Here is a 23,090-nt window from a genome sequence, read left to right on the forward strand (position 1 = left end):
AACCCGGCATCAGCGCTATCATCATGGATGTGTGGCAGTTTAGAATCCAAGGGTAACCAGCGTCCACTCCTGCTGCCGATGGAAGGAGAGTTTCTTGTGTAGTGAGGTCGAGTAAAGCTCCTGGGTCATACCATCCGCCGTTCGTGTGTAGTCGTAGCGGGAAAATGAAGCGAGCAGCTGCGATCCGGGTTGGATCGAATTCTCTGAAATCGCGTCTAAAGGGATTTCTGCAAAAACCTCCCACCGTTCATTCGGACGGTCGATGCGAACGACACTTTTGAGGGGCACGGTGACGGGTTTAGAGCGAATGATCTCGCCCTCTTGCGCTTCCGCCAAGTTCTTCGGAAACCGAGCTTGGTAATGTTGGTTGGACGGTGAGATGTGCAACTCGTAATAGGCGGCCTGTGAAACCGGACGAAGGAAAATCTCAAATACATCGCCTTTGAGGTAGGCGGGTTCGTTGAACTCTGTCACTGGGTTGAAAATATCCCGGTCGGGCAGCGTGGCGTGAATCAAAAGACTTTCCCCATTCCAGGCCAGGCGCACGTTGCCTCCTATGAGGTCAGAATGCGTCTTCCACGCCTGCCGCATGATCAAGACGGGCTCGTCACCTGGCGGGCGGTCCATCCAGTCCGTCAAACAACAGTCCTCGGTATTTGGGCAGTGCAGATGCTTTTCCATGGGAGCAACCGGATCACATCCTCCGGCTTGGGTTGTTTGAGAATCAGACATAAAGAGGTTTTTCTACGCTTTGGGCCTGCGAATTAATCAGACGTTCTGTTTCAACGATAGGGCGGGGCCATTCGAGTTCGACATGTTCCTTGCGGAGGCAGCGCCGCAGCTCGCTAGCGGGCACTTCGCGCAACGATAAGGATTTTTCCTTGGCCAGCGCGCAGGCTGTTCCGGCGGCGTGGCCTAGTGCCATCATCGTGCGGGAGAGCCGGCAACTCGAGGCGGCGATGGAGCTGAAACTCGCACCGCGACAGGCGACGAGAAGGTTGTTGATTCCCTTGGGCAGCAGGCAGCGGTAGGGAACGCCGTAGGGTTCCTTTAACTCCACACATCCCCCACTATCGCCGTGACGATCCAGTGCGTGGTCGGCGATCGTGATAATGTCCGGATGCTCCTGCCGGCTGAGTCCGGCCATCAGGTCATACTGGGTCAAAACGTATTCTCCCACCACGCGCACGGTCTCGCGAACGCCCAGCGCCGGCGCGATCCAGGAGATCGTGTAACGCTGGAACTCGGGAAAATCCGGGCGCGTCTGGAGGTAATGCCAGTGGGCGAGCACGCGGCGGCGGCACTCGGTGTAAGCCGCAGGGTAACCGAGCCGCAGAAACTCCTCGCCCTGCATCGTCGGCAGCATGTTGATATTCAGGTCACCGTTCGGGTAGGAGGAATTGAGGGAAGCAGGGAAACGGGCCTGCCACCAGCAGTCCGAAGGAACATCCGGCGGCAGCGGATCAATCGCTACCTCATCGCGGGGCTTGACCCGATAGATGAGAGTCACGGCATTCACCTTAGAAGAGGGTTGTTCCGGCGCGTCAGGCTCGCCAAAGGCCTCCCGTCCTTCCTGGCCACGCATCAGTGTGCAGCCAGCGGCCTGACAGAGCTTGGCGTCGGCGGTGCCATCGACGTAAAACGAAGCCTTCACCACGTCTCCGTTGTCCAGCACGAGACTCGTGATACGACCTTCCTGCACGCACACATCGCGAAAGGCGGTTTCCATGAGAATTGTGCAGTTGCCCGTTTCCGCGAGCATTTCGCCCACAACACTTGAGTAGGCATGTGGCTCAAACACTACGGCCCGGAACAGAGTCTGCGGGCCAAATTTTTCTAGTAACGAAAGTTCCTTGAGCGAGTGCCTCTGCAAAGAATCGGCGTAGCGGGCGAGAGGATCAGGCAAAACCTCGCCTCCCGGATAAGCTGGCTTGCCGGGTGCCGGCGCGCAGCAATGGCGACCCATTTTAGTGATCGTCACCGCTCCCGGAATCGCACGCAGACGGCGGTAAATCTCATACGGAAAATCCGTCCCGCCCACCCCCGGCTCCCAATTGTGAACCCCGCCCCGGACAGCGTTGCCGCCGAGCGTGTCTGACTTCTCCACCAGTAAAACCGACAAGCCCGCTCGGGCTCCGGCCAGCGCAGCTCCAATGCCCCCGCTGCCAGCGCCAACCACGCAGAGATCGTAATGAGATTTGGACATGTGCAAATGGATCAGAGCGGCATGATTTCCTGCACGGTCGGAACCACCGTGAGCTCGAGGATGCCCAAGTGGGCGGGCGTCTCGACGATGTCGGCCACGATTTTACCGAGTTCCAGCGGATGGGTGCATTTGGCGCGCACGGCGGGATCCATCGCCGGGTGTCCGCCGATGCCTGAGACATCGCAGAAATCCGTGGCACCCCAGGAAGGAGTAAGCGTCGTGACGCGCACGCCGCTCGTCCGCACTTCGAGATAGAGCCCCTTGCTGAAACGCTCCACCCCGGCCTTGGCGGCGGAGTAGATCGACCAGCCCGGCCAGGAGTATTTCGCGCAGACGCTGGAGATATTGACGATGGTTCCCGAGCCTTGAGCGGACATCACGGCAGACACGCGGCGACTACCAAGAATCACGCTGGTGAGATTCAGGCTCAGCGTTTGGACGATCTCCTCGTCGGTCAGTTCCGCCGTCGGGGCGATGCGCCCGGCGGCCCCGGCATTATTGACCAGCGCGTCGATGCGGCCAGCGGCATCGAGCACGGTCTTGATGACGCGATCCCAATCGGCGGAGTTGGTGGCATCCGCGACAATGGCGGTAGCGCCGATACGCGATGCGACCTCCTCAAGTTTCTTTCCGTTTCGGGCGGTGATCCAGACGCGATAGCCGCGCTGAGTGAAGGTTTCGGCGATCCCGGCTCCGTAGCCGCCAGAGGCGCCCGTGATGATGACGGTGGGTTGTGTGTTTTTCATGAATTCTATTTTTGATTAGGGTTTAAGATTAATTGGCTATCAGAAGCTCGCGCAAAACAACGGCGTCATCGATCAAGGCTGCCGGATCATCGTTGGGGACGAATTCCAGAAGAATATCCGGGTCGCAGCCAGACGAACGGAGTGTAGCAATGTAGGCAGCCCAGCGAACTGAACCTTCACGCAGTGGAAGACGGTGCGAAGGATCCGGCCACCAGTGGAATGCATGCACATGATGGAGCCGCGGAGCCAGAAGGCGAAGGCTGGAAAGACATTCGTCAAGCGGACGTCCGTGCGGAGGCTGCCAAAGGGTTTTGATGAATGGATGCTGCGTTTCAGCAAGCAGATCGCAGGCGGATTCGACCGTGTCCGTGAGCGTGCCGCCGTGAAATTCGTAGCAAATGCGAATACCCTCCGCCGCAGCGAGATCAGCGCAGCGCAAGGCGTCGTCAATGACTCGCCCGCGCCAGTTTGCATCAGCGTCCGCCGATCCCCGGGTTCCCGCCCAGACCCGGATCGCCTTGGTGTCCAGTGCAACGGCAGAGGCGAGGACACTGGAAAAGGGGAGTCCCTGATGGGGGCTTACCGCCAATCGATAATAGGAACCGTAGGCTGCCGAAATAAGATTATTCTGACGCATCAGTTCCCGAATTTCTGCGGCAGCAGTTTGATCACCATGGGGGATATGCACATCCCCTCCCCACTCGATGGCCTTGAGTTGGTTTTCCCGGCAAAGTGAGACGATCTGTCTTGGGGACAGCTTGCGAAAAGTGATTGAGACGAGTCCTGGCAACATGATCGGAGAAAAGTTTAGGCCATGCGGGCAAGCATCTCCTCGGAGACGGCATGGCGGAGAGGTTGGCCTGCGAGATAGAGTGCGAGTTCGTCTTTCATCCAGAATCCCATGCGTGCTATCTCGCCGCCGATGCTTCCCGCGATGTGCGGCGTGAGAACGACATTGGGCAATGTTCTCAAGGGTGAGTCTGGAAGGGGTGGTTCGGGGTAAGTTACATCGAGAATCGCCGTGAGATCGGTGCGCTCGGCGAGGACGTCGCAGAGATCGCGCTCATCGATCAAAGCCCCACGCGAGGTGTTGATGATCGCCGCCCGGGCAGGCATCGAACGGAGCAAGGCAGCGTTGATCATTTTTTCAGTCTCCGGCAACCAAGGCGCGTGCAGGCTCACCACATGGCTTTGTGCAAAAAGTTCCTCCAAGGAAACCAATGTAACGCCAAACGAAGCGGCGGTGGCCGCACTCACAATCGGATCGTAGGCGAGGACTTTGACTTCGTGTTTTGCCAGATGGCCGGCAACGAGTTTTCCGATGGCACCAAGGGAAACCAGCCCGACCGTGGAACGGAATGCGCCGGGCAGAAAAAACTGCTGATGTCGAAAGTGTCCCTCCCGCGAGATGCGCTGGCTGATCCAGAATCCTTTCAGGCCGAGCAGAATGGTGGAGAGTGCGTATTCCGCCACTGGAATGGCGTTGGCCTGCCAGGCGCTGGAAATCACGATTCCCCGCTTGTAGGCCTCCGGCGTGGCGAATCCCTTCACCGAGCCTGCGGCATAAAACACCGCCCGCAAACGGGGCGCCGCCGCGAGAAATTCCCCATCCAGCTTGGGCATTCCCCACGTGGCAAAGATCACGTCCGCCTCAGCAAGCGCCGCCGTGTGCATTTTCCATTTGGCGCCCTCGATAGGTTCAGGGAGTAGGTGAACAAGTTTGCCAATCGCGACGCGGAGGTCGTCGGGATAAGCAAGCGGCAGATAGCCAGGAATTCCCAGCAGAAGAGCAGTTGGTGAAGTCATTGGTTTTTTGTGTTGTTCAACGATTCCGTCCCGGGACGCATCGTCTTCAATTGAGGGGCTCCAGGTGGATCTTCGTCTCAAGCTTTCCGGTCGGGGCGTTGTTACGAAAGCGGATGGTGGAAAGGTCCCTCGTGCCGAGCATGCGGCTTGGAATTATTTCAACGGTTGTGCCAGCAGGCGGTGTGATGAGCGCGCGACCTCGTGCTCCGTTGATGATGACTTGGCCATTTTCATTTGTGACGGTCAGGGGCGTGTGCCAGAGGAACTCGACACCATCGGCTTTGTTCAGTTCGTAATCATCCGTGATGGTGATTTCGCTCGCAGATGGAGAAGTGAAAGTGCGTTTCCATGATTTGTAAAAACTGGGCCAGAGGACGCCAGAGTTGATCGTGGCGTTGAAGGCGGTGGCATCGCCGGTGGCTTCGGGAATGACGGCGACACGTGCCGGGTTGCTGGCGCCTGGGCGGTTGCCGGTTTTGACCACGGGAACGAGCATATTGTGGTTCTGCGCGTGCTTCATCGCCTGTGCCGTGGCGTCGGAATAGGTCAAGCCACCCGGATCGGCCGCGAAAGTTTCGCCGGCAAACTCGAGCACAAAGCTACCGCGATCCTCATGATTGTGTCCCGCTTTGGCCGGTCCACCAACGACGATGAGTTTGCTCAGGAGTTCTCCATTCTTGCGGCAAGAGGCCGCGATGCCGTTGTGGGGAAGGAGAATGAATGGCTCATAGAATGTGGCCTCCACGCCGGTCAAATCCGGCGATGGCAAGGCCCAGAGATTCATACCCAGGCGCTGCGAAGGGCTCGTGCCGGCAAGCATTCGCGCAGACGCGCCGCCTGGGCGGATCTTGCTCATGACGCTCAGCACCGAAGGGCTCAACGACGCGAAAGGACCTCCCTGGGCGTCGCCAACCAGAACAAGCTTCGTCGGGTCCGCCGTGCTGCGGAGTGCCTCGATGTAATCGTCGGTTTTTCCCAGCAGCGGCGGCAGCATCTCGCTATAAAGCTTGCCACGTGCATTGGCATAAATGGCAATCGCCGGAAGAGCTGTTTCGAGGGTGTAGGCCAGATATCCGGAGCCTTCCGGAAAACCTCCGTCGGGCAGGAAAATTTTCCCCAGGCTCTCATTCAGTTCCGCAAACGCGAGATCGGTGTAGGGTTCGACGTGCCCCCAGTATGACTGCTTTTCGAGCAAGGCATAGGCCGCCAGACGTCCCGGTGAAAAGGCGGCGAGCTGGTTGCAGGTGAAAATGTAGGGATATTTCCAGACGTTGTAATTGATGTTTCCCAGGCCATCCTCGGCCAGACGGCGGACGATCAAGGCTTGCCCGGCGGGAGTGATCCACGATCCCGCCAGATCGAGCGCCACCGAAAGCGCCTCGCAGACTTGGGATTGGACGAAACAACGCTGATCCCACGAACCGTCCGGAAACGCCGTGATAAAATCAGCATCCCAATGCGGAATCAGGGCGAGCTGAATGGCCGCCTTGGCCACCTCACGCAGGCCCTCCTTATCACTGACCAAGGCCGCCTTCTGCGCAGCGTCTAGCAAGCTGATGCTCCCCTTGGTGCCATCCCCCTTGGTTATCGCAAAGGTCTGGCCTATCCGGTTCGGGCTTTTCGTGCGACGGCCATAGAGGTTTTGATTCGAGGCACCTGAGAGGTGCGGTTCCAGCGTGATGCGAGGTTCCACGGCAATCGGTTTGAGTCCCGCTTCTTTGGCTCTTGTCTGCGCCTCTTCAAATCCTACCTTCGAAGCGAGGAGGTTATAGAGTGGTGCCGCGCTGGACGGCTCGGGTTCCTTGCGCAGGAACACGTCCATGGGTTGCTCGGAAAACCGCTTCCAACGCGCCGCCTCGATTTCTGCGACCTGAGGGTCACGCAGTCCGAGCCAGAGAACGGAGCCGGACACGGGGCCGTTTTCGGCGGCACCCAGAGATACCTCCACTTTGTTCAGATGCGTCGCCCCCTGCGGAAGGGGAAGAACGAACTGGTCCGTGAAACCAACCTCGCACACGAACTCCTTGGTGACATTCCCCGCAGGCGTTGTGGCGGTGAGGGTGACCTTGGTTCCTTTCGTAAATCCCGCACTCAGCACAAGCTGGGAATAAGGAAAAAGATCCACTCCGGCTCCGGCGTAACTGCGCGCGAGCACAGCCCCCTCCCCGGCTGCCTCCGCATTCCAATTCAACACGACCCGCGACCATTGGTGCACCACTTGGAATTTGGGATTGTCTCCGAGAACCTTCCACTTCGGCCATGCACCCAGACTGCGATCCCAGAACGGCTCAATGATCGCATCGCCGCCGGACACGGGCACGACCCGGGCATCCGTAGGGCCGGACGGAGTCGGGGATGGAGTTGTTGTAGGAGATGTGGACACGATTGGCGTTGCGGATGCCTTTGGCTCAACGGGCGGCGCGGAAGGCGCGGGATATCCTTTGCAATCTGCACCTGCAAATGTGAAAGCCAATGCGGCGATAAAGATGGATGGATTTAAATGAGAGAGAGCGGATTTAGTCATAGGATTGGTGTTGGTTTTTTAAAAAGATGAGAGGGATTCGATAAGATGGAGTTTGGGTGCACCTAGGTGGTGTGGCCAGGGCAGCACGGATGGAATGCCGGGATAAATGTCGAAGAAGTTGTCGGGTAAGGCCTGCTCGCCTTTGAGGTCGAGGCAGACACGCCATGCGAAGGTGTCGCTGGTGAAGACGGCCTTACCGCCTTTGCAGGTGACACGAACCTTGGCCTTCGGCCATTTCATTTCGCGGAAGAGCGGCAGGATGAGGCAATCGCGGGCAATCTCGCCCGCATCGTTGGAGAGGACGGCAAAGGCCACATGCGTCGTGACGCCGAGCTTGTCCCACTGCGTGGCCGGGAGCTCGGCGATCACCGTGCTCGCATTGGCAGGTAGCGTGACGGCTTTGCTTTGATTGAGCGGGTATTTTCCCATCAGCGCCATGAGGCCGTAGCGGAGCGTGGCGGTTGTTTCCGCGCCTTCATTGATGCCATAAACCTTCACGCTGTTTCCCTCGCAGGTCACCACGACGGTGATCGGCGCGAAGGCGCGGCGCACCGGCCAGAAGGCGGGATTGCGGCGCTGTTTCCAGTCGATAATCGTCCAACTGCGCGTGCAGGGCCACATGTCGTTGAACATCCAGAAGACGGCCGCCGAGCTGTCGAACATACGGCGTCGGAAATTTTTGATGTATTCCGAAAGGCCAACGCCCTGAAGCACGCCGCCGTAATAGACATATTCTTCCAGCGACAAGTCAGCAACCCGCTTGCCGAGCCATTGTTCAAACATTAGGTCTGGGGCGTAGGCGGGCTTGATTTCCCAAGAGGTCACAGCGTTGTCGTGAAGCTCCCAAGGAAATGTGCCGATCTTGCTCGGCGCATCACCGAAGCATTCGCGGGTCGCCAGAAGATTGTTCGGACCAAGGATACCGCCTTCGTTCGGGAAGCGGCAAATCATGTCGCGGTATTTGCGGAAATCATTGTCGCGAAAACCAAGGCTCCACGGGTGCTGGTCGCCGAGATGGTCGGCGGTCGGCGATTCTCCGTCGGGTGAAAACGGCGAGCTTGGTTGATAATACCGGCCCGGATCCTCCTCTTTCATGAGGCGCGGCAGCACGAGATGATAGAGCGCGTAGTCGGGGAAGGCCACGCCCTGCTCGTAGTTCCACTCCCAGTTTCCCTGCTCGATCTCGTTGTTGCCACACCATGCGACGAGACTCGGGTGGTGCGCGAGTCTCCGCACCTGATGCCTCGCCTCCTGCGTGACATCGGCAAGGAACGCCTCGTCGGTCGCGGGATACTTGCCGCAGGCAAAGATGAAATCCTGCCAGACCATGATACCCTTCTCGTCGCAGATGTCGTAAAAGTCATCGCTCTCGTAAACACCGCCACCCCACACGCGCAGGAAATTGCAGTTCGCCTCCAAGGCCCGATCAGTGAGTACAGCGTGACGCTGGCGATCAATGCGGCTGAGGATGAGGTCCGCCGGGACATAGTTGCCACCCTTGCAGAAGATCGGTTTGCCGTTGATCTCGATGATGAAATAACGCCCGCGTTCGGGATGCTTTTCCTGATTCACCCGCACATGTCGGAAGCCTATTTTGCGGGTCAGGCTTCCTGCGGGATTTCCCCCGACCACGAGTTTTACAGTAACCTCGATGCGGGTTTGTTTACCATGCCCGACCGGCCACCAGAGTTTGGGGTTAGCCACGGGAAGGACCGCTTCGAGTCGGTTCATGCCTTGTTCAAGCAGCACCGGCATGCGGACGGGATCATTGGATTTCCCAAGCTTGAGCAACAGCTCTCCATGCAACGGCTTATCCGTTAGGTTTTCCGCTAAAACCCGTGCCGTGACGCGGCCGCAGCGCAAATCGGCAGAAAGGTCCGGAAGCAATGCCGCTCCCTCCCACCGGATGGTCGAGCAGATTTCCAAACGCACGCTGCCGTGAATGCCGACATTGACGAGGCGGGGAGACCAATCCCACCCAAATTCGCTCTGGGTTTTGCGCAACCAGTTTGATTTCGTCTGGCGATGGTTGAGGCGTAATCCATAGCCCTCGGACGAGCGCGTCATCGCGTGATAAATGCCGCTCTCGATCTCGACCACGAGTTCGTTTTCACCAGTCCGTAGCGCGGCGGTCGCCTCCAACCGGCACGGATGAAAGGCGTTGGCATGCGTGCCGATCTGCACGCCGTTGAGGTAAATCTTGGCTGCCAAGTCGAGCGTTTCAAAAAACAACCACGTGCGTTCGCCTTTACGCAGGCGCGGCAGCTTAAATGTTCGGCGGTAATACCAAACCGTTTCCTCCACCCATCGGCAGGCGAGCACATTTGTGCCGATGCCCGGATCGGGAATCACGCCGTGAGCCAGCAGCGTCTCATGCACGCTACCTGGCACAGAGGCACTCCACGCGCGGCCCCAGTTCACCTCGCCAGCAGTCACCCGCTTGGGGCGCTCACCGCGCTCGCCGTCGTTCCAGCGAAGTTGCCAGGTGCCGTTGAGGTTGAGGGTTTGGTTCATGGGCTTTTCTCAACGCGCTGCGAGACAGAACTCGAGCATGCGCTCAACCGTCGTCTCCGCGACGCACATGCGCGTGTCGGCTCCGCCGTAGTAAACCAGCAGGCGACCGTCGGGCATTTCCACTGCGCCGCCGGTGAAGACGACATTGGGCACTTGGCCCACGCATTCGTAAGGGGTCTCTGCGGCAAGGATCATGTTGCGCGGCGCGGCGATGATCTTCGAGGGATCCTCCAGATCGAGCAGTACGGCTCCGAGGAAGTAGTTTTCGGTGGAGGCGGTCATGCAGGTGCCGTGATAGATCTCGAGCCAACCGGCGCGGGTCTTGATCGGGATGGCGCCCGCACCGCTTTTCTTGAGCTGCCAGTTGGTTTTCGGAATCGGGATCGGCGACGAGCGCCCCCAGAACTCGAGGTCGGGCGAGTAGCTGACCCACATCCGACCTGTGCCGTTCACATCCTGCGGACGCTCCAAGCGGGCGTAGAGACCGTTGATCTTTTCCGGGAACAGCACGGCATTGCGGTTCGACGGCACGGAGAGATGCGGGAACGGGGTGAATGTCTTGAAATCTTTGGTCTCGCAAGTGGCGATGCAGGAGCCATAGCCGGTGAGCCACACCGCGTGCATGACAATGATGCGGCCATCAATTTTGGTGACGCGCATGTCGAAGCGGTGCGCGTCATGCGCCGCCTCGATCGGGCGCATCGGGTAATTTACCGGTTCGGTCTCCACCGTGAATTTTATGCCATCGCGACTGCGGGCGACATAAAAGTTTGTCGCGCGTGTGAGGTCTTCGACGCGCAGCAACAGGATCACCTCGCCTTCGTGCAGGATGGCGCCGGCATTGAAGACGGTGTAGCAGGGAAACGGCATATCCTCGGGACTGAGGATCGGATTTTTCGGGTGGCGTATGAGGGGCGAGCGACTGATTTTGAGGTTCATAGGAAAAATTTGCTCAAAAAGTTGCAGCAATGAGGCGCTCAGCAGCGCGTGCAGCAACCGGGTTGGTCTTGATGCGGTTGTGGAGATCGAGCTGGCAGATGATCCAACACCCTTTGCCATCCTGCTTCAAAGCAACTGCGTGAACAGGTCCCCACGAGGTGGCCATGCCACCCGAACCGGAGAAATAGACTGGCTCCCAACTCTCGGACTTGAAGGTCGTGTGCAGAAACGGCGAAACATAACCGAGATCCTCGTCGAACCAGAATTTGACGCTATTTGCCTCCAGTCCCTCGACCAGCGGGTGATCAGTATCGCGGCTGACAAAATGCACGGGGTTGCTGGTGCATCTGAAAAACTCAATTTCTTCACCAACGATGCGATGGACGCCTTCTTGAACGCTCAGAAAAACACAGCGCGCGCCACGACGAACCGCAGCGGTTATGTCCACTTCGTGTGCGGCATAGAGAGCGAGATCATCGATGAGGATCAATTGAGCCTTCGCCAGTTGATCGATCTTCGAAACTCTAAGGCTCAATGCCTTGACCAGCCGCTCGGCCTTGCCCGATGGTTGTCCGATGACGACCGTTTCCAGCGGCGGCACGGCAGGCACTTGCGGGTAAACCTGAAAGGTTTGTTGCGCACTCTGAATCGTGCGTCCATCGCGATCGATCAAGGCGACCTCCACAACCACGGCCCCGGTTTCTTGCGGCGCATGGAATGATGCAACGCCCTGGAAGGCGGCCTCCATCGGCACGATGCCTGCGGTAGCCGATCCTCCCTCGAGAATCCGCTCACCCTGACGAATGCGCCACGCTAGGCGCACGCCTTCGGGAACGTTGTGGGTGTCGTTACAGAGCCAGAGTTCGATCGGCATCGCCTCGCCTGCAAAAAAGCGGTCACGGTCGCTGCGCAGGCTGATCATCAGTGGAGCGCAGGCATCACGGTAGGCGTAAAAGGCGAGCTTCGGCCGGCGCTCGCAATCCATGATCGTCTTCATCCATCCCGAGGGGAAGGCGTCTATGAAAAGATGGACGGCAAAGCTGTTGTTGCGGTTGTCGCGGCGGAAGGCCTCGGTCATCAGGCGCACGCCCCAGGCCTGATGTGCCTGGCTGGTTGCGATCCATTCCCCGACCGACTTCCCGGCTTCAAACCATAGGTAATGGAACTTGCCGCTCTGAGCCCTCACGATCGAAGTTGGGCTCCAAGCCTTCTCCGCTTCCGGAGTCCATGGCAGCCACTCGCGCGGATAGAACTTCCTCATAAGCGATTCGTCTTCGAGGCCCTCTGCTCCGAATTCGCCGCAGGCATACATCCAGTCGGGTTTGACCTTGAGCCAATAGCCTTTGTGCAGTTTCCCGAGGTCGAGGCCGTGGCCGTTATACCAGATGTTGTAGCAGTGGTTGTCAGGGAGCGACGCGCAGGGTGGATCGTAATCGCCATCGACATGTTTGATCACGCGGTCGGGATTTTCCAAATGGATGACGCGGTCGGCGCACTCGAAAAACGCCTCCATTTCGGGTCGCTGAAGGTGCCTCTCAGGCTTCTTCCGCGCATTGGGGAATGGCTCATTGATATAGGTGACCATGATGTTGGCCGGGCTGTTGCGCACGAGGCGCTCCATTTCCCGGGCCTGCCGCACCAGCTCGCAGACCAAGTTGCGCCGCACCACGCCGAAGAGAGGAAGGTCGGTTTGCAGCATGAGGCCAAGCATGTCGGCATACTCGTAGATCTCCGACTGGACCGGACGCTGGGTGAGTCGCAGGAAATTCATGTTGCAGACCTTCGCCAGCAGGAGGTCCTCGACGAGTTGATCGAAGTCGCCGCGCATCACGCATTGCTGCTCGTGCCCCATGGTGTTGGCACCACGTAGGCGTATTTCGCGGCCGTTCAGGTAGAGGCGGCCCTTGGGCGTGGATTCCTCGTCGATACGGAAAGAGCGCATGCCGAAATGACGGGAGGCCGCGTCGAGCAACTTGCCCTCCGCATCGAGCAACACCGCGTGCAATTCGTAGAGCCAAGGCGCGTCTGGTTCCCAATCGCGCAGCCCCTCGGCCTTCACCGTGACGCGGTAGAAATTCACTCCCGATCCGGCGGGGTTGATCGCTTTGAGTTTCTGATCCATGCAGACCGTGGCCTCGAAATTCCGACCGAAGATCGAAAAGGATATATCCACCGGTTCATTGCCGCGCGTGCAGTTCCAAACTTCGAAGGTGAGGTCGAGCAGACCATCCTCGCGACGCGGGCGGATGAAAAGATCGTGGAAATGCTGGGGTGCTCGCGCTTCGATCCGCACGGCTTGGTAGATTCCCATGCCCGGCGGACAGTGGTGCCAGCCTACGGCGGGATCATCATAGCCCGGACCGGTGGCGGCGTAAATTTTGTCGCCCTGCTCGGAGGTATCGGTCCAACTCGTGTTGCCCAACTGCACCGCGTCGTTCTCGACCTTCACCACGAGTGTGTTGATGCCGGAGCGCAGCGACTTGGTGATCTCGAATTCAAAAGGCGCGAAAAACCCTTCGTGCGAACCATGGTAGTTGCCGTTCACGAAGACATGGGCGATGTAGTCCACGCCCTTGAAGCAGAGGAACACCGCACCCGGCGCGGCGAAGTCCGTCGGCAATTCAAACTCCCGCCGGTAGTAGGTCACTGCTCGGCCGAGAGGCTCGCCATAGTGCGGGATCGTCACCGTTTCCCAAGCCCCATCACCTGTCAGCGCGCTTGAAAAATCCGCCCTGTCCGCATCCGTGCCGATCCTCCATGAAAAGCTATCAAGCGGCATGGCCGCCCGCTTCATCGGTAGTGCCGGAGCCAGTCGCTGCATGAAGGGCGCGAAGGTTTTCTTCAAGGCCTCCAAGTCGGCCCGCACCGCCTCCGGCGTGTCGCGCGCGGAAAGCGGAGTGAAAAACTCCCTTCCACTGGCGGGTTCCACCGGCAGAGAGGTGTTCGTCAGCACAGGCGGTTGAGGCTCCACCAGGCCCGCCGTGCGATCGGTGGGGTTCGCGGTGGCAATGAGGGCGAACTGGTCGGCTCCGCCGGAGTTCTTCGCAGATGGTTGGTTCATGATGTGAATTTCAAAGAGGTTCTATCGAAGGGTGATGGATTGGTTCCACGAGGCGGTGACTTTGCCGATGTGGTCGGAACCGACGGCGGTGGCGAAGTAGATGTGGGTGAGGCGTCCGTCCTGGATGAGAACCTGCGGGCGCTCCAAAAATGATTGTTGCGACGAACTCCCGTCCGACCATGAGAGGTCGCGGGTGTAGGCGGGGTCACGGCTCACCAAGGACCAGTTCAGGCCATCATCGGAGCGGAACAGCAGACCGGCTTTCGGTTGCGAGCAAACGCGGCCCTCCATGCACTTCGCGAGCATTTCGTAATGATCCCCTGCCCACCAGATGCAGGGGTCCTCGAGGTCGTCATCATCTTCATCAAAGGCCACGATCGGCTCGTCTGAGAGTCGCGTGAAGGGGCCTGTCGGCGTCTCTGCCGCCGCAACGCCGAGGTGCATCGGCCCGCCGCGATACTCGACGGATTTGTAAACCATGAGCGTGTGGCCGTCGGGGCGGATGGAGATCGATGGGTTGGTGGTGATGAGGCCATCCCATTGCCCGGGTCGCGGCAGAAGCAGTGGCGCATCCATGCGTTTCCACGGGCCCGATGGCGATGAACTCGTTGCCACGCCGACGCGCTGACCCGAGTGAGCCTTGACGAGCAACTCGGGCACGGCGGCCGGATCGCTCAGGTTTCCTGGATCGCTGGCGGGAATGGGGGTTTCCAGCGAGGGCGTGGGCCCCTCATAGGTCGTGCCGGTGTAAAACAGATAGTAGGTGCCGTCGTGAAAATGGATCGTGGGGTTGTGCGTCATCCGCCCATCCCAGTATTCCGCTCCACGCGGTGGCAGCGCGACATCGCTAAATTCGAAAGGCCCTTCCGGTCGATCCGCCACGGCATGGACGACTTCGGAGTTGGTGATCCAGTGCGGACTGAAAGCCAAATTGTCCGGCCAGCGCGAGGCAAAGAGATGGTAGCGACCATCGCCGCCGCGAATCACGGAGCCGCACCAGATCCAGTAGCCCGGCATGCGAAAGCCCGCGCCGCGCTTGACGCCGGAGAAGCGGACATGGCCGCCGTTTTCAAGGCTGAGCCAAGAGGACTCAGTGGGTGAGGATGTTGGAGAATTCATCGAATTTTTTATGGGTTTGAAGGTGATGGCTGCAGGCTCACAAGGGTGTAGTTCCTCGCTTTAACTGGAACGGTGAATTGACCGTTGTTCCATGGGATGCTCGCGCCTGTTCGCTCATCGGTGAGAACGGGTTCGGAACCTGATGGCCAACCGAGAGCTGCCAGATCCACGCTCACATCAACCGGCGTTTCCTTGGGAAGCGTGTTGGCAATGGCCAGCACCGCGCGTTGGCTATCGAATGCGTAGGCCGAGACCAATGCCTTGTCCGTGCTCGTTTTTGCCGGGCACCCCGGACGCCAGTAGGGGAAGAAGCGAGCTTGGGGTGAACCGATGCCGAGGCGCGCGCGCAACTTCCACCACTCGGGAGATTGGTCTTTCATCTCCCACGAGGCGATAAACTCCACGCCCTCGACCGCGCAGCGGGCGATGACCGAATCAGCAGCTTCGTTTTTCTGTTCTGTCGTCACGGTCCCGCCCAGGTTCGTAGCACCCCAGTAGCCGGGATCGCGCTTGAAGGACCAGCGCAAGAAATCGGTGATCAAGACACTGGGCACCCCCGAGGCCTGCTCGGCGGCAGACTCAACGCGAAAGTGCTCGGGGGAAATGGTTCCATCGATCAGGGCAAACGGCCCCACCTTTGCGCAGATATCGTTATACTGCTCGCCCGGATACCACCAATCGGCATAACCGTGGTAAACAGGGCAGAAGCGGTTCTGATCGTGTGCCATCCAACTCAGTGGCCTCTCCGGCGTGCTGTTCTCGCGCACGATACCCGCGAGACGGCGAGCCAGATCACGCAGGCCAAGAATCCGGTAATCAAAGACTTTGCGTCCGAACTGATCTACCTGAAGGTGGGCCGGGTTCACCTTGTTCAAATCCGTGGTCCAGGCCGGATCGACATGGCTCGAAAGGTCGGTGTAAAGGCTGGTCGGCCCGACCTGGCGTTGGAGTTCCTCCGCTGACCAGCAGAGGTAGTCGGCATAGGAGGGGATACCCGGGTTGACCCGTGTCAGGTTGTGTGTAACCAGGGTCTTGATGAGTTCGTCGCCGACATAGGGGTTGGCACGCTTTCCATCCTTCTCGTAGCTCGGGAAATTCCGGGAATAGTTGAACGGGCCGAAGACATAACCGCCCGGCGCGTGCCAGAGTGGCTTGAAGAAATCATAGACCGGGTTGTTGTCACCCGTGCCGTTGATCGAGCCGTAGGGAAAGCAGGAAATGCCTCTTGCCAAATGGTCATCGAGGAATTTCTTGAGCTTGGGGGTATCCATGGGCACCCACATGCCCACTCGTTGTGCATAGCCTGGGAGGTAAATGTAATCGCTGACTTCCGGTTGGTGGGCGGTCTCGCCCCAGCGGTGCGAGAAGCGATCCTCACGTAGCGGCTTCACCGGCGTGGCTTGGAATCCCAGCGAGTAGGTGACAGGTCCGGTCAGCGTGGTGGGTTTGTCGATGAGGCGCAGTGTGATGCCCGCCTCGGCTCCGCTATCCACCACGATCGGTGCGCGATCGCCGCTGTTCACCCAGTTGGCATCGGAATTGGCGAACCACACAAAACCCTCGTCCAAGTTGTTAAGCCAGAGATAAGGCATGAAACGCCCCAACTCGACTCGCTGGCCGTGGAGACGCATGGGCCTGCTCGCCGAGCTTCCGTGAGCCTGGAATTTGAGCGGATGCTCGCCCATCGCGCCAAAGAGATATTTCGTCATGTCTGGACGCAGCGGAATTGAAAGACTCAGCGCATCGAGTTGCACATTTTTCCGAATTGGCGTGAGGGTGACTGTGGTGTGGGTGACACCATCGTATTCGGTCCATGAGGTCCACGAGACCTTGAGATCTTTGATCCCGGGAAATGTGGCATCGCCTTTGAACTCGGCGCGAACTGGGCTTTCCACCACCGTGGCGCGATCGGTTTCGGTGAGTCGCGCCTGTTCCTTGCCTGCCTGAGCCTTGAGCGTGATCGGCGCACGCAGCATTTCGCGGCCTTGGTTGAGGATGCTTTTCGGAAACGGGCCATCAAAGAGATAGCGGCGTCCCCAGGACTCGACAGAACGCCCATCGGAAGTTTGCAGCGGTGTCCAAGGTGTCATCACCTCGGTCGGGGCCTTTCCTTGGCCGATCCATGGAGTCGGAGGTTTGATCACCGGGCGCGAAGCCGTGAGCACGCTGTCCCCGCCTTCAAGACTTAATCCTACCTCATGTCTGCCGTCCGACCATTGGTAAGGCATCCAGTAGGTCGCCGTCTTGGGATCATAAGTGAAACGCGCCTCCTGCTTGGCGCTCGCGCCTTTGTTGGGCCCTTGCACGGTCACCGTGAGTGCCGCCTTACCTTTTGCCTCCGCAGCTTGAAGCGCTGCCCGTTCCTTGGACGAGAGCCGAGGCTCGGCCCGCATTCCCAGACGATCCCCGGAAACATCCGGCACCACCTCGAAGACCAAGGGAGCCACGGTGATGCCGGGCTGCTCGCAGGCCAGCGAGACGATTTCCGATGCGTCCAGCGCGCTATTGAAAAGACGCAGGTCGCTGATTTCCCCCCTCATGTCCCAAGTATTGGCCTGTCGAGAGTCGCCCCAAAGCCGTCCGATGCGTAGGGGGCCTTGGCCCTCCTCTGGCTCCAGGAGCATTTCTCTGGACCCCACTTGGATGCCATTGAGGTAGATTTCGACTCGTCCCTTGGCGGCAGCGAGCGGATCGGTATTCGGCCGGTAAACCGCAGCCAAATGGACCCACTCTCCCTCCTTCACTATCTTGGCTGCTGACTTGGTGTCGCACGACCAATCGCCCTTTTTCGCCATGATGTTAAAATAGATGCGAGCATCGGCGTTGAAGCCGAAAAGCCACTCGCCGACTTTGCCGGCGATGATGTGGTTTTTAATCGCATCGAGCTTCACGGTGGCCGCCACCGTGAGTCCCTTGGAGAGTGAAAACTCATTCAAGGAGGGCCGCTCGATGTAGTCGCCATTGCCGTCGAGAATCAGAATTCCGTCCTGGATTCGTGCATTGCCTTTCAGGGAGTCCTCCACCACTTCATCGCTCAATGAAAAGACCGGCGACGGTTCTGGTGCGGCAGGAGGAACTGACAACGCTTGCTGACCGGCTGACGTGCAGCCGGTGAAAGCAATAGAAGCACAGGCTAAGAAGCTGGTGATAAGAAAAAGACTTCGAGTCCAAACCGCATTGATGCTGCAGATCAATTTTCCAAAAGCAGGCAGGTCTTGTCGGATTTTCATGACGTGGTTTTCAATGTTTTAAAATCGCTGATTGCAGGATTGTTCATGCCTGAAACTTCTACTTCAGGCTTACAGCAGCCTTTGCCGCATGGCGGCCGGCGGCTTCTCCGGTCGCCACAGCATTGCCGGTGACGCGGTAGCTGGCGTGGGCGAAAAAATCTCCACTAATGCAACGGCCTGCCAAGAGCAGGCCATCGACATCGCGGGCGATCAGGGCGCGCAGCGGTATCTGGTAGGGCTTTGTCTTGATTCCGCCATTGTGCAGGCCCTTGTCCTTCTTCGGATCGACCGAGTGGATATCAACGCAGAAGGTGACTTCAGTCACGGCGTCTTCGTGGCGGGCGCCGTTACGCAAGTCGTCAGCGCTCACGGTGTAGCGGCCATGGATGCGACGACCTTCGCGCACACCGATCTGGGCGCCAGTGGAGACGAGACGCAGGTTGGACCAGCAGCCGCCAAGCTTCCGTAGCCCATCTACGATGCGCCGCACTTCCGCGCGGGCTTCGAGAGTGGCGCGGCTGACGTCATCCGCATTCGTTCCTTTGACCAAATATTGGTGATTGGCCATCAGGGTGAAAAGGTTGTCGTGGATGCGGAAGAGCGTGGGCTTCGAGTAGGATGGCTCCACACCCGCGCGGTTAATTTCCCTGCGAAGGGCCTCCAAGGAAACGCCCCATGGCAGGCCCTCGTCGGAGATAAAGCCGCGCACTTGGGCGGCATCGAGTCCGGTGAGCAGAGCCATCAGGCTCATCGGCTGGGTTTGACCGTCCTCATCGCGCCCCATATCGAAACCGCATCCGGCGGCTGCGGCGAGGTCGCCATCGCCCGTGGCATCGACAAACATCGTCGCCGACCAAGCTTGGCGGCCGGATTTTGATTCCGTGATCACATGGGTGAGGCGTTTGGTTTCATCCACCCCGGCAGCGACCACTCGCGTGTGGAGGCGGATGCGGATACCGGCTTCCATGCACATCTCTTCGAGCACGCTTTTCATACCCTCCGGATCGTAGCCGTTGGTCCAGGTGCCATCGGACAGGCGGGCGCGAAAGCCGCCGGCTTCCAAGCGATTGAGGATCTCCTTCATCACGCCGACTTTGTTTTCGTGATCGATAATCCAACTCAGTGCACCCGCAGTCCAGACGCCGCCTAGGCAGCCGTTTACCTCGATGAGCGTCGTGCTTGCCCCCTCGCGGGCGGCAGCGATCGCGGCGGCGACTCCCGCCGGCCCACCGCCGCAAATCAACACGTCCAATTGATTTACCACGGGAGTTGAACGGGATGCTTCAGTAAAGGTGCCGAGAGTTGGTGTGGTGTCAGGATTCATCGTCTTAGGGTGGTTCATGAGTGTCGCAAAGAAATGACGGTCGCGCGGAATTCGTCGGCGAGTTCTAGCCGCAGCGATTTGCCGATTAGGCGGCATTTGAGTCCGGACTTTAACGGCCAAGCTTCCTCCACTTCCCATCCAGTATCCGGCAAAGGTATCCCTACGGATTTCGGAAACGGTTTGCCGAAGGTATGGGCGACGAGCAGGGCGCGCTTGCCGTTTTTCGAGGTGCGGAGTACGGCCTGCCAACCTTGCGGGTGGCGCCAGCTTTTGCCGACTTCGCCGTGGAAGGTAGAATGGCCATCGCGGATTATTGGAAACACGCGGCGGTAGAGTTCCATCGCGGACTCGGTGAGTTGCCATTGTGCAGGGCTGAGGTCGTTGACCTCTCCCGATAGGCACATCCGGCCGAGGAAATTCGCCGCCAGCGAGTAGGCAAGGCGCTGTGCGGTGTCCGTCTTGCGCAATACGGCCCAGATCTGAGACTGGCGCGGCAGGATGAGGCGCTGGAGGTTGGCTGCGATGATCGGGATCTCCCGCGTCTCGTGGGCGTCGGAAAACGATCCCATCGCGCAGAGGCCCATCATCGAGGGTTCGAGCCGGTGTCCGCCCGACGAGCAATTTTCGATCACGAGGTCGGGAATCGCTTCTCGCATCTTGCGGAAGAATCTTTGCACGCCTTCGAGGTGTTGGCGCAGCCCTTCGCCTGGAGATTCGGCACCGTCCACACCGAAGCCGATGGTCTCGTTGTAATCAACCTTGAGGTAACCAAAACCATTGTCGCGCAGGAGGTGGATGACCTTCTTGGTGAGATATTCGAACGTGAACGGGTCGCGGAAATCCCAGTAGCGGCGACTGCCGACCTGAAGCACGCGACCATCGCGCTGAAGATGGTGATCGGTAAGATCGAAGGCCTTTGATCCCGGATTGCAGACCTCGAACTCGAACCAGATGCCGGGGATGAGCCCGTAGTCGCGGATAGCCTTACAGGAGGCGGCAAGACCATCGGGAAAGGCCTTGCGGTTGATTATCCAGTCGCCGTTTTGCTGGATGCCGCCGTCTGGCCGCTCCGCCCAGCCATCATCTATGACGAGGTACTTCGCCGGCGTCCCCTGGAGGCGTTTGGCCAACGCCAGAAGGTTTTCCTGAGTCGGATTGCCCCAGCTCGTGCACCACTCGTTCACCACGATGGGCAGCTCGTTTTCAAACTTTGGAAGAGCGGTCAGCGGGAGTTCCTGCGCAGAGGTGAGGCGCTGGGCAAGTTGATCGAGATTCCCCTTGATGCAGGCAAGCGTGGCGGGCGGAGTCTCGTAGGAATCGCCCTGCTCGAGCGTCTTGCACCAATGCCCGAGTTCACGGTCGGCCTGGCCACCCGAGAGCGCGACGAAATCATCCTTGCGGAACACGTCCATCTGCCACGAGCCGGGACAGGCGATTTGCGCACCCCAGAGCACACCCGCTTCGCGATCCTCCAGAGCGACGAAGGGGAAAAATCCACGCACGGGCATCGAGCCGACCTGGCCAAATCGTTCGCAGGCGATGCCGTGACCGATCCACGAACGTTCGAGCTGGAGTTGCTCGATACTTTGCGTGTCGAGGCGGCCTTCGGCGCTCCAAGTGGAACGATAGCGATGCACGAACAAACGGTTCGGCGCATCGTCGGGAGCATAGGGCGTCATGCCGCCAAGCGAGAAACTGCTGAGCATCTCGAGGGTGACCGGTTTTTTGCTGGTATTGCGCACGATTACACGGCTTGAGAAGACAGGCGTTTTTCCCTGCCAGGAAAGCTGATGCTCGCAGTCCAGTCCCGAGGGATGCGCAAGCGAGGTAATGACGCAGGTAGCACCGTTTTTCTTGTGAACCTTCTGGCCGACGAATTCGAGAACGGTCGTTGAGCGCCCCGCCCGCATCGTTCGTCCTTGGGAAAAGCAGCCGCCGTAGTTGTCCTGCATGCACTTGAGCTGGACGAGCGAATCAAGCGACCATGCGCGCATCGGTTGCCAACGTGCCGGCAGGCCAACGATCTCAACATCCGGCGGCAGGAACTCGCGGTGTTTCACTGGCGCTAGGGCTTTCGGATGAAGCGAAAGTTGCGGCGCGCCTTTGCCTTCGGCTGGGGCATCGAAGCGGACGATCGTGTCGCCAACAGTGAATTTGGAGAGGAGTTTGGTCATGAGAGTGGCAGGCGTTGGCTCATAATGCCTTTGGGCGGATACACTCGAGCGAGTAGGCGTATGCCGCGGGTTGGTTGATGCGGTAAATCTCGTCTTCGATTGCCCGGATTCGTGCCAGCATGGCCTGCTCGTTATCGATCTCCTTCAAGTAGGTTCGGGCGAGCAACATGTAGTATGCAGTGCGCTCTGGGGGATCGTCCTTCTGTGAAAGCATTTTCGCAACGAAGGCATCCAGCCCCTTTTTCACAGCTTCTCTGTCCTTCAGATCTACTCCGACGAGATCTTTCATTTCAACCCGGCGAAGCATCCGGATCGTTTTGCCGAGCGAGTGGTGGTCCGCGCAAAGTTTGCCGATCTCCTGCGCGAGGACATTCTGCGGGGTGGCTGGATTTTCGGCCAGATTCACCCCTTTCTCGAAGGCGCTGTGGGGGTAGGTTCCGACCTCGGTTCCGTTGATTTTGAGCGTGTGCTTGCCCGCAGGCATATTGTGAATCTGCAGCACTTGTTGGTTCAGGCGCTCGATGAAAGGAACGAGGTTCAATGCCTCCTTGGCGTCTTCGATGAGCGGGAAAGGCAGCGCCATTTCCTTGTTTGAAAATGTGAGCCCTGTCGGCGTCGGTACAAGATCGGTGATCGCTGCGTTCTTTTGTGCCAAAACCACATTGGCCTTTGCATCCAATGAGATTCGCCACACATCCCGCCCGGCGTTTGTTTGATCCAAAAACAAATAGGCCATCACTAGGTGCCCGATCGGTCCGGGATGAACGCGGTCATTGCCGACCAAAGTGAAAGACGCATTCGCTTGCTGGCGAGTGCGGTTGATCTCGTTCATCGAATGCCAGAAATCGACAACCGGGATGTTCCTGGCATTTCCGAATTCCAAGACAAAGTCCCTGCATTTGCCCAAGGCCGCATTTACTTCGCGCATGCTTTCGTCCGATGATTCCACATGTTCGTCGTAGATGGTCGGGGTGATGAGAATCTGGCTCACTCCCTTTTCTCCAAGTGCGTCTGATATTCTTTCGATGTTTTGTTTGAATGCATCGATCGCATTCCGTTTCCGGCTTTCGGCATTGTCTGGCACCCTGATGAGAGAGTAAAGATCGCGGCCCACATCATTCATCCCTGCGCTCAAGGTAACGACAGTGGGGTTGTTTGAAAATACATCCTGATTCAAGCGCCCGAGCATTCCTGCTGCTGAGTCGCCTGCGATGCCGCAGTTTACGAACCGAAGGCGCATCAGTGGGTGCCTGGTGGCATAATAAAGGAAAATATAGGAATGGTAAGTTCCGCTGTCCGTGATGCTATCGCCGACAAGGCAGATCGTGTCGTGGTTTTGAAAAGGCGTCATTTTGAGTGCTGAGTAATATCGCCAGCTGGATGAATTTAGACTTTGGCCCGATGTAGACCCGACCACCGGTCGGGCCTACACCGAGCCAGCCTAAAG

At 58.7% G+C, this 23,090-nt stretch carries 14 protein-coding genes; all 14 read right to left on the reverse strand.

The features are described from left to right. Positions 1-39 precede the first annotated feature (39 nt). The 14 genes from H2170_00110 to H2170_00175 all read right to left on the reverse strand — a co-directional run bounded on the left by H2170_00110 (position 40) and on the right by H2170_00175 (position 22,994). Positions 40-732, reverse strand: coding sequence for a carbohydrate-binding family 9-like protein (locus H2170_00110; protein ID MCS6298498.1), 693 nt, complete (start codon positions 730-732; stop codon positions 40-42). Then, entirely contained in the window at positions 725-2,206 is a 1,482-nt protein-coding gene (locus tag H2170_00115; protein MCS6298499.1) for an FAD-dependent oxidoreductase, read from the reverse strand. The genes H2170_00110 and H2170_00115 overlap by 8 nt, the downstream gene beginning before the upstream one ends. 11 nt (positions 2,207-2,217) lie before the next feature. Continuing rightward, positions 2,218-2,952 (reverse strand): SDR family oxidoreductase, encoded by a 735-nt coding sequence (locus H2170_00120; GenBank protein MCS6298500.1) that lies wholly within the window; start codon positions 2,950-2,952, stop codon positions 2,218-2,220. A 28-nt stretch (positions 2,953-2,980) separates the two neighbouring features. After that, on the reverse strand, positions 2,981-3,748 hold the full coding sequence (locus tag H2170_00125) for a sugar phosphate isomerase/epimerase (GenBank protein MCS6298501.1): 768 nt from the start codon (positions 3,746-3,748) through the stop codon (positions 2,981-2,983). Between the two features lie 11 nt (positions 3,749-3,759). Continuing rightward, positions 3,760-4,758: a hydroxyacid dehydrogenase gene (locus H2170_00130; GenBank protein ID MCS6298502.1), complete on the reverse strand. Its 999-nt coding sequence runs from the start codon at positions 4,756-4,758 to the stop codon at positions 3,760-3,762. A 46-nt stretch (positions 4,759-4,804) separates the two neighbouring features. Beyond that, positions 4,805-7,078, reverse strand: a complete 2,274-nt coding sequence (locus tag H2170_00135) for a heparinase II/III family protein (protein ID MCS6298503.1) — start codon at positions 7,076-7,078, stop codon at positions 4,805-4,807. A 222-nt stretch (positions 7,079-7,300) separates the two neighbouring features. After that, a complete protein-coding gene (locus tag H2170_00140; protein ID MCS6298504.1) occupies positions 7,301-9,796 on the reverse strand; it encodes a hypothetical protein in 2,496 nt (831 codons plus the stop codon). Between the two features lie 9 nt (positions 9,797-9,805). After that, complete coding sequence (locus H2170_00145) at positions 9,806-10,735, reverse strand: glycoside hydrolase family 130 protein (GenBank protein ID MCS6298505.1); 930 nt, start codon at positions 10,733-10,735, stop codon at positions 9,806-9,808. A gap of 13 nt (positions 10,736-10,748) precedes the next feature. Beyond that, positions 10,749-13,796 (reverse strand): glycoside hydrolase family 2, encoded by a 3,048-nt coding sequence (locus H2170_00150; GenBank protein ID MCS6298506.1) that lies wholly within the window; start codon positions 13,794-13,796, stop codon positions 10,749-10,751. A 21-nt stretch (positions 13,797-13,817) separates the two neighbouring features. Then, entirely contained in the window at positions 13,818-14,813 is a 996-nt protein-coding gene (locus H2170_00155; protein ID MCS6298507.1) for a glycosyl hydrolase family 43, read from the reverse strand. 110 nt (positions 14,814-14,923) lie between these two features. Continuing rightward, on the reverse strand, positions 14,924-18,145 hold the full coding sequence (locus tag H2170_00160; GenBank protein MCS6298508.1) for a LamG domain-containing protein: 3,222 nt from the start codon (positions 18,143-18,145) through the stop codon (positions 14,924-14,926). A 58-nt stretch (positions 18,146-18,203) separates the two neighbouring features. Further along, entirely contained in the window at positions 18,204-19,487 is a 1,284-nt protein-coding gene (locus tag H2170_00165) for an FAD-dependent oxidoreductase (protein MCS6298509.1), read from the reverse strand. After that, entirely contained in the window at positions 19,484-21,529 is a 2,046-nt protein-coding gene (locus H2170_00170; protein MCS6298510.1) for an alpha-galactosidase, read from the reverse strand. The genes H2170_00165 and H2170_00170 overlap by 4 nt, the downstream gene beginning before the upstream one ends. Before the next feature lie 133 nt (positions 21,530-21,662). Then, entirely contained in the window at positions 21,663-22,994 is a 1,332-nt protein-coding gene (locus H2170_00175; GenBank protein ID MCS6298511.1) for an SGNH/GDSL hydrolase family protein, read from the reverse strand. Between the last annotated feature and the right edge of the window lie 96 nt (positions 22,995-23,090).

Origin of the sequence: Opitutus sp., from assembly GCA_024998815.1 — a bacterium.
GTDB lineage: Bacteria > Verrucomicrobiota > Verrucomicrobiia > Opitutales > Opitutaceae > Rariglobus.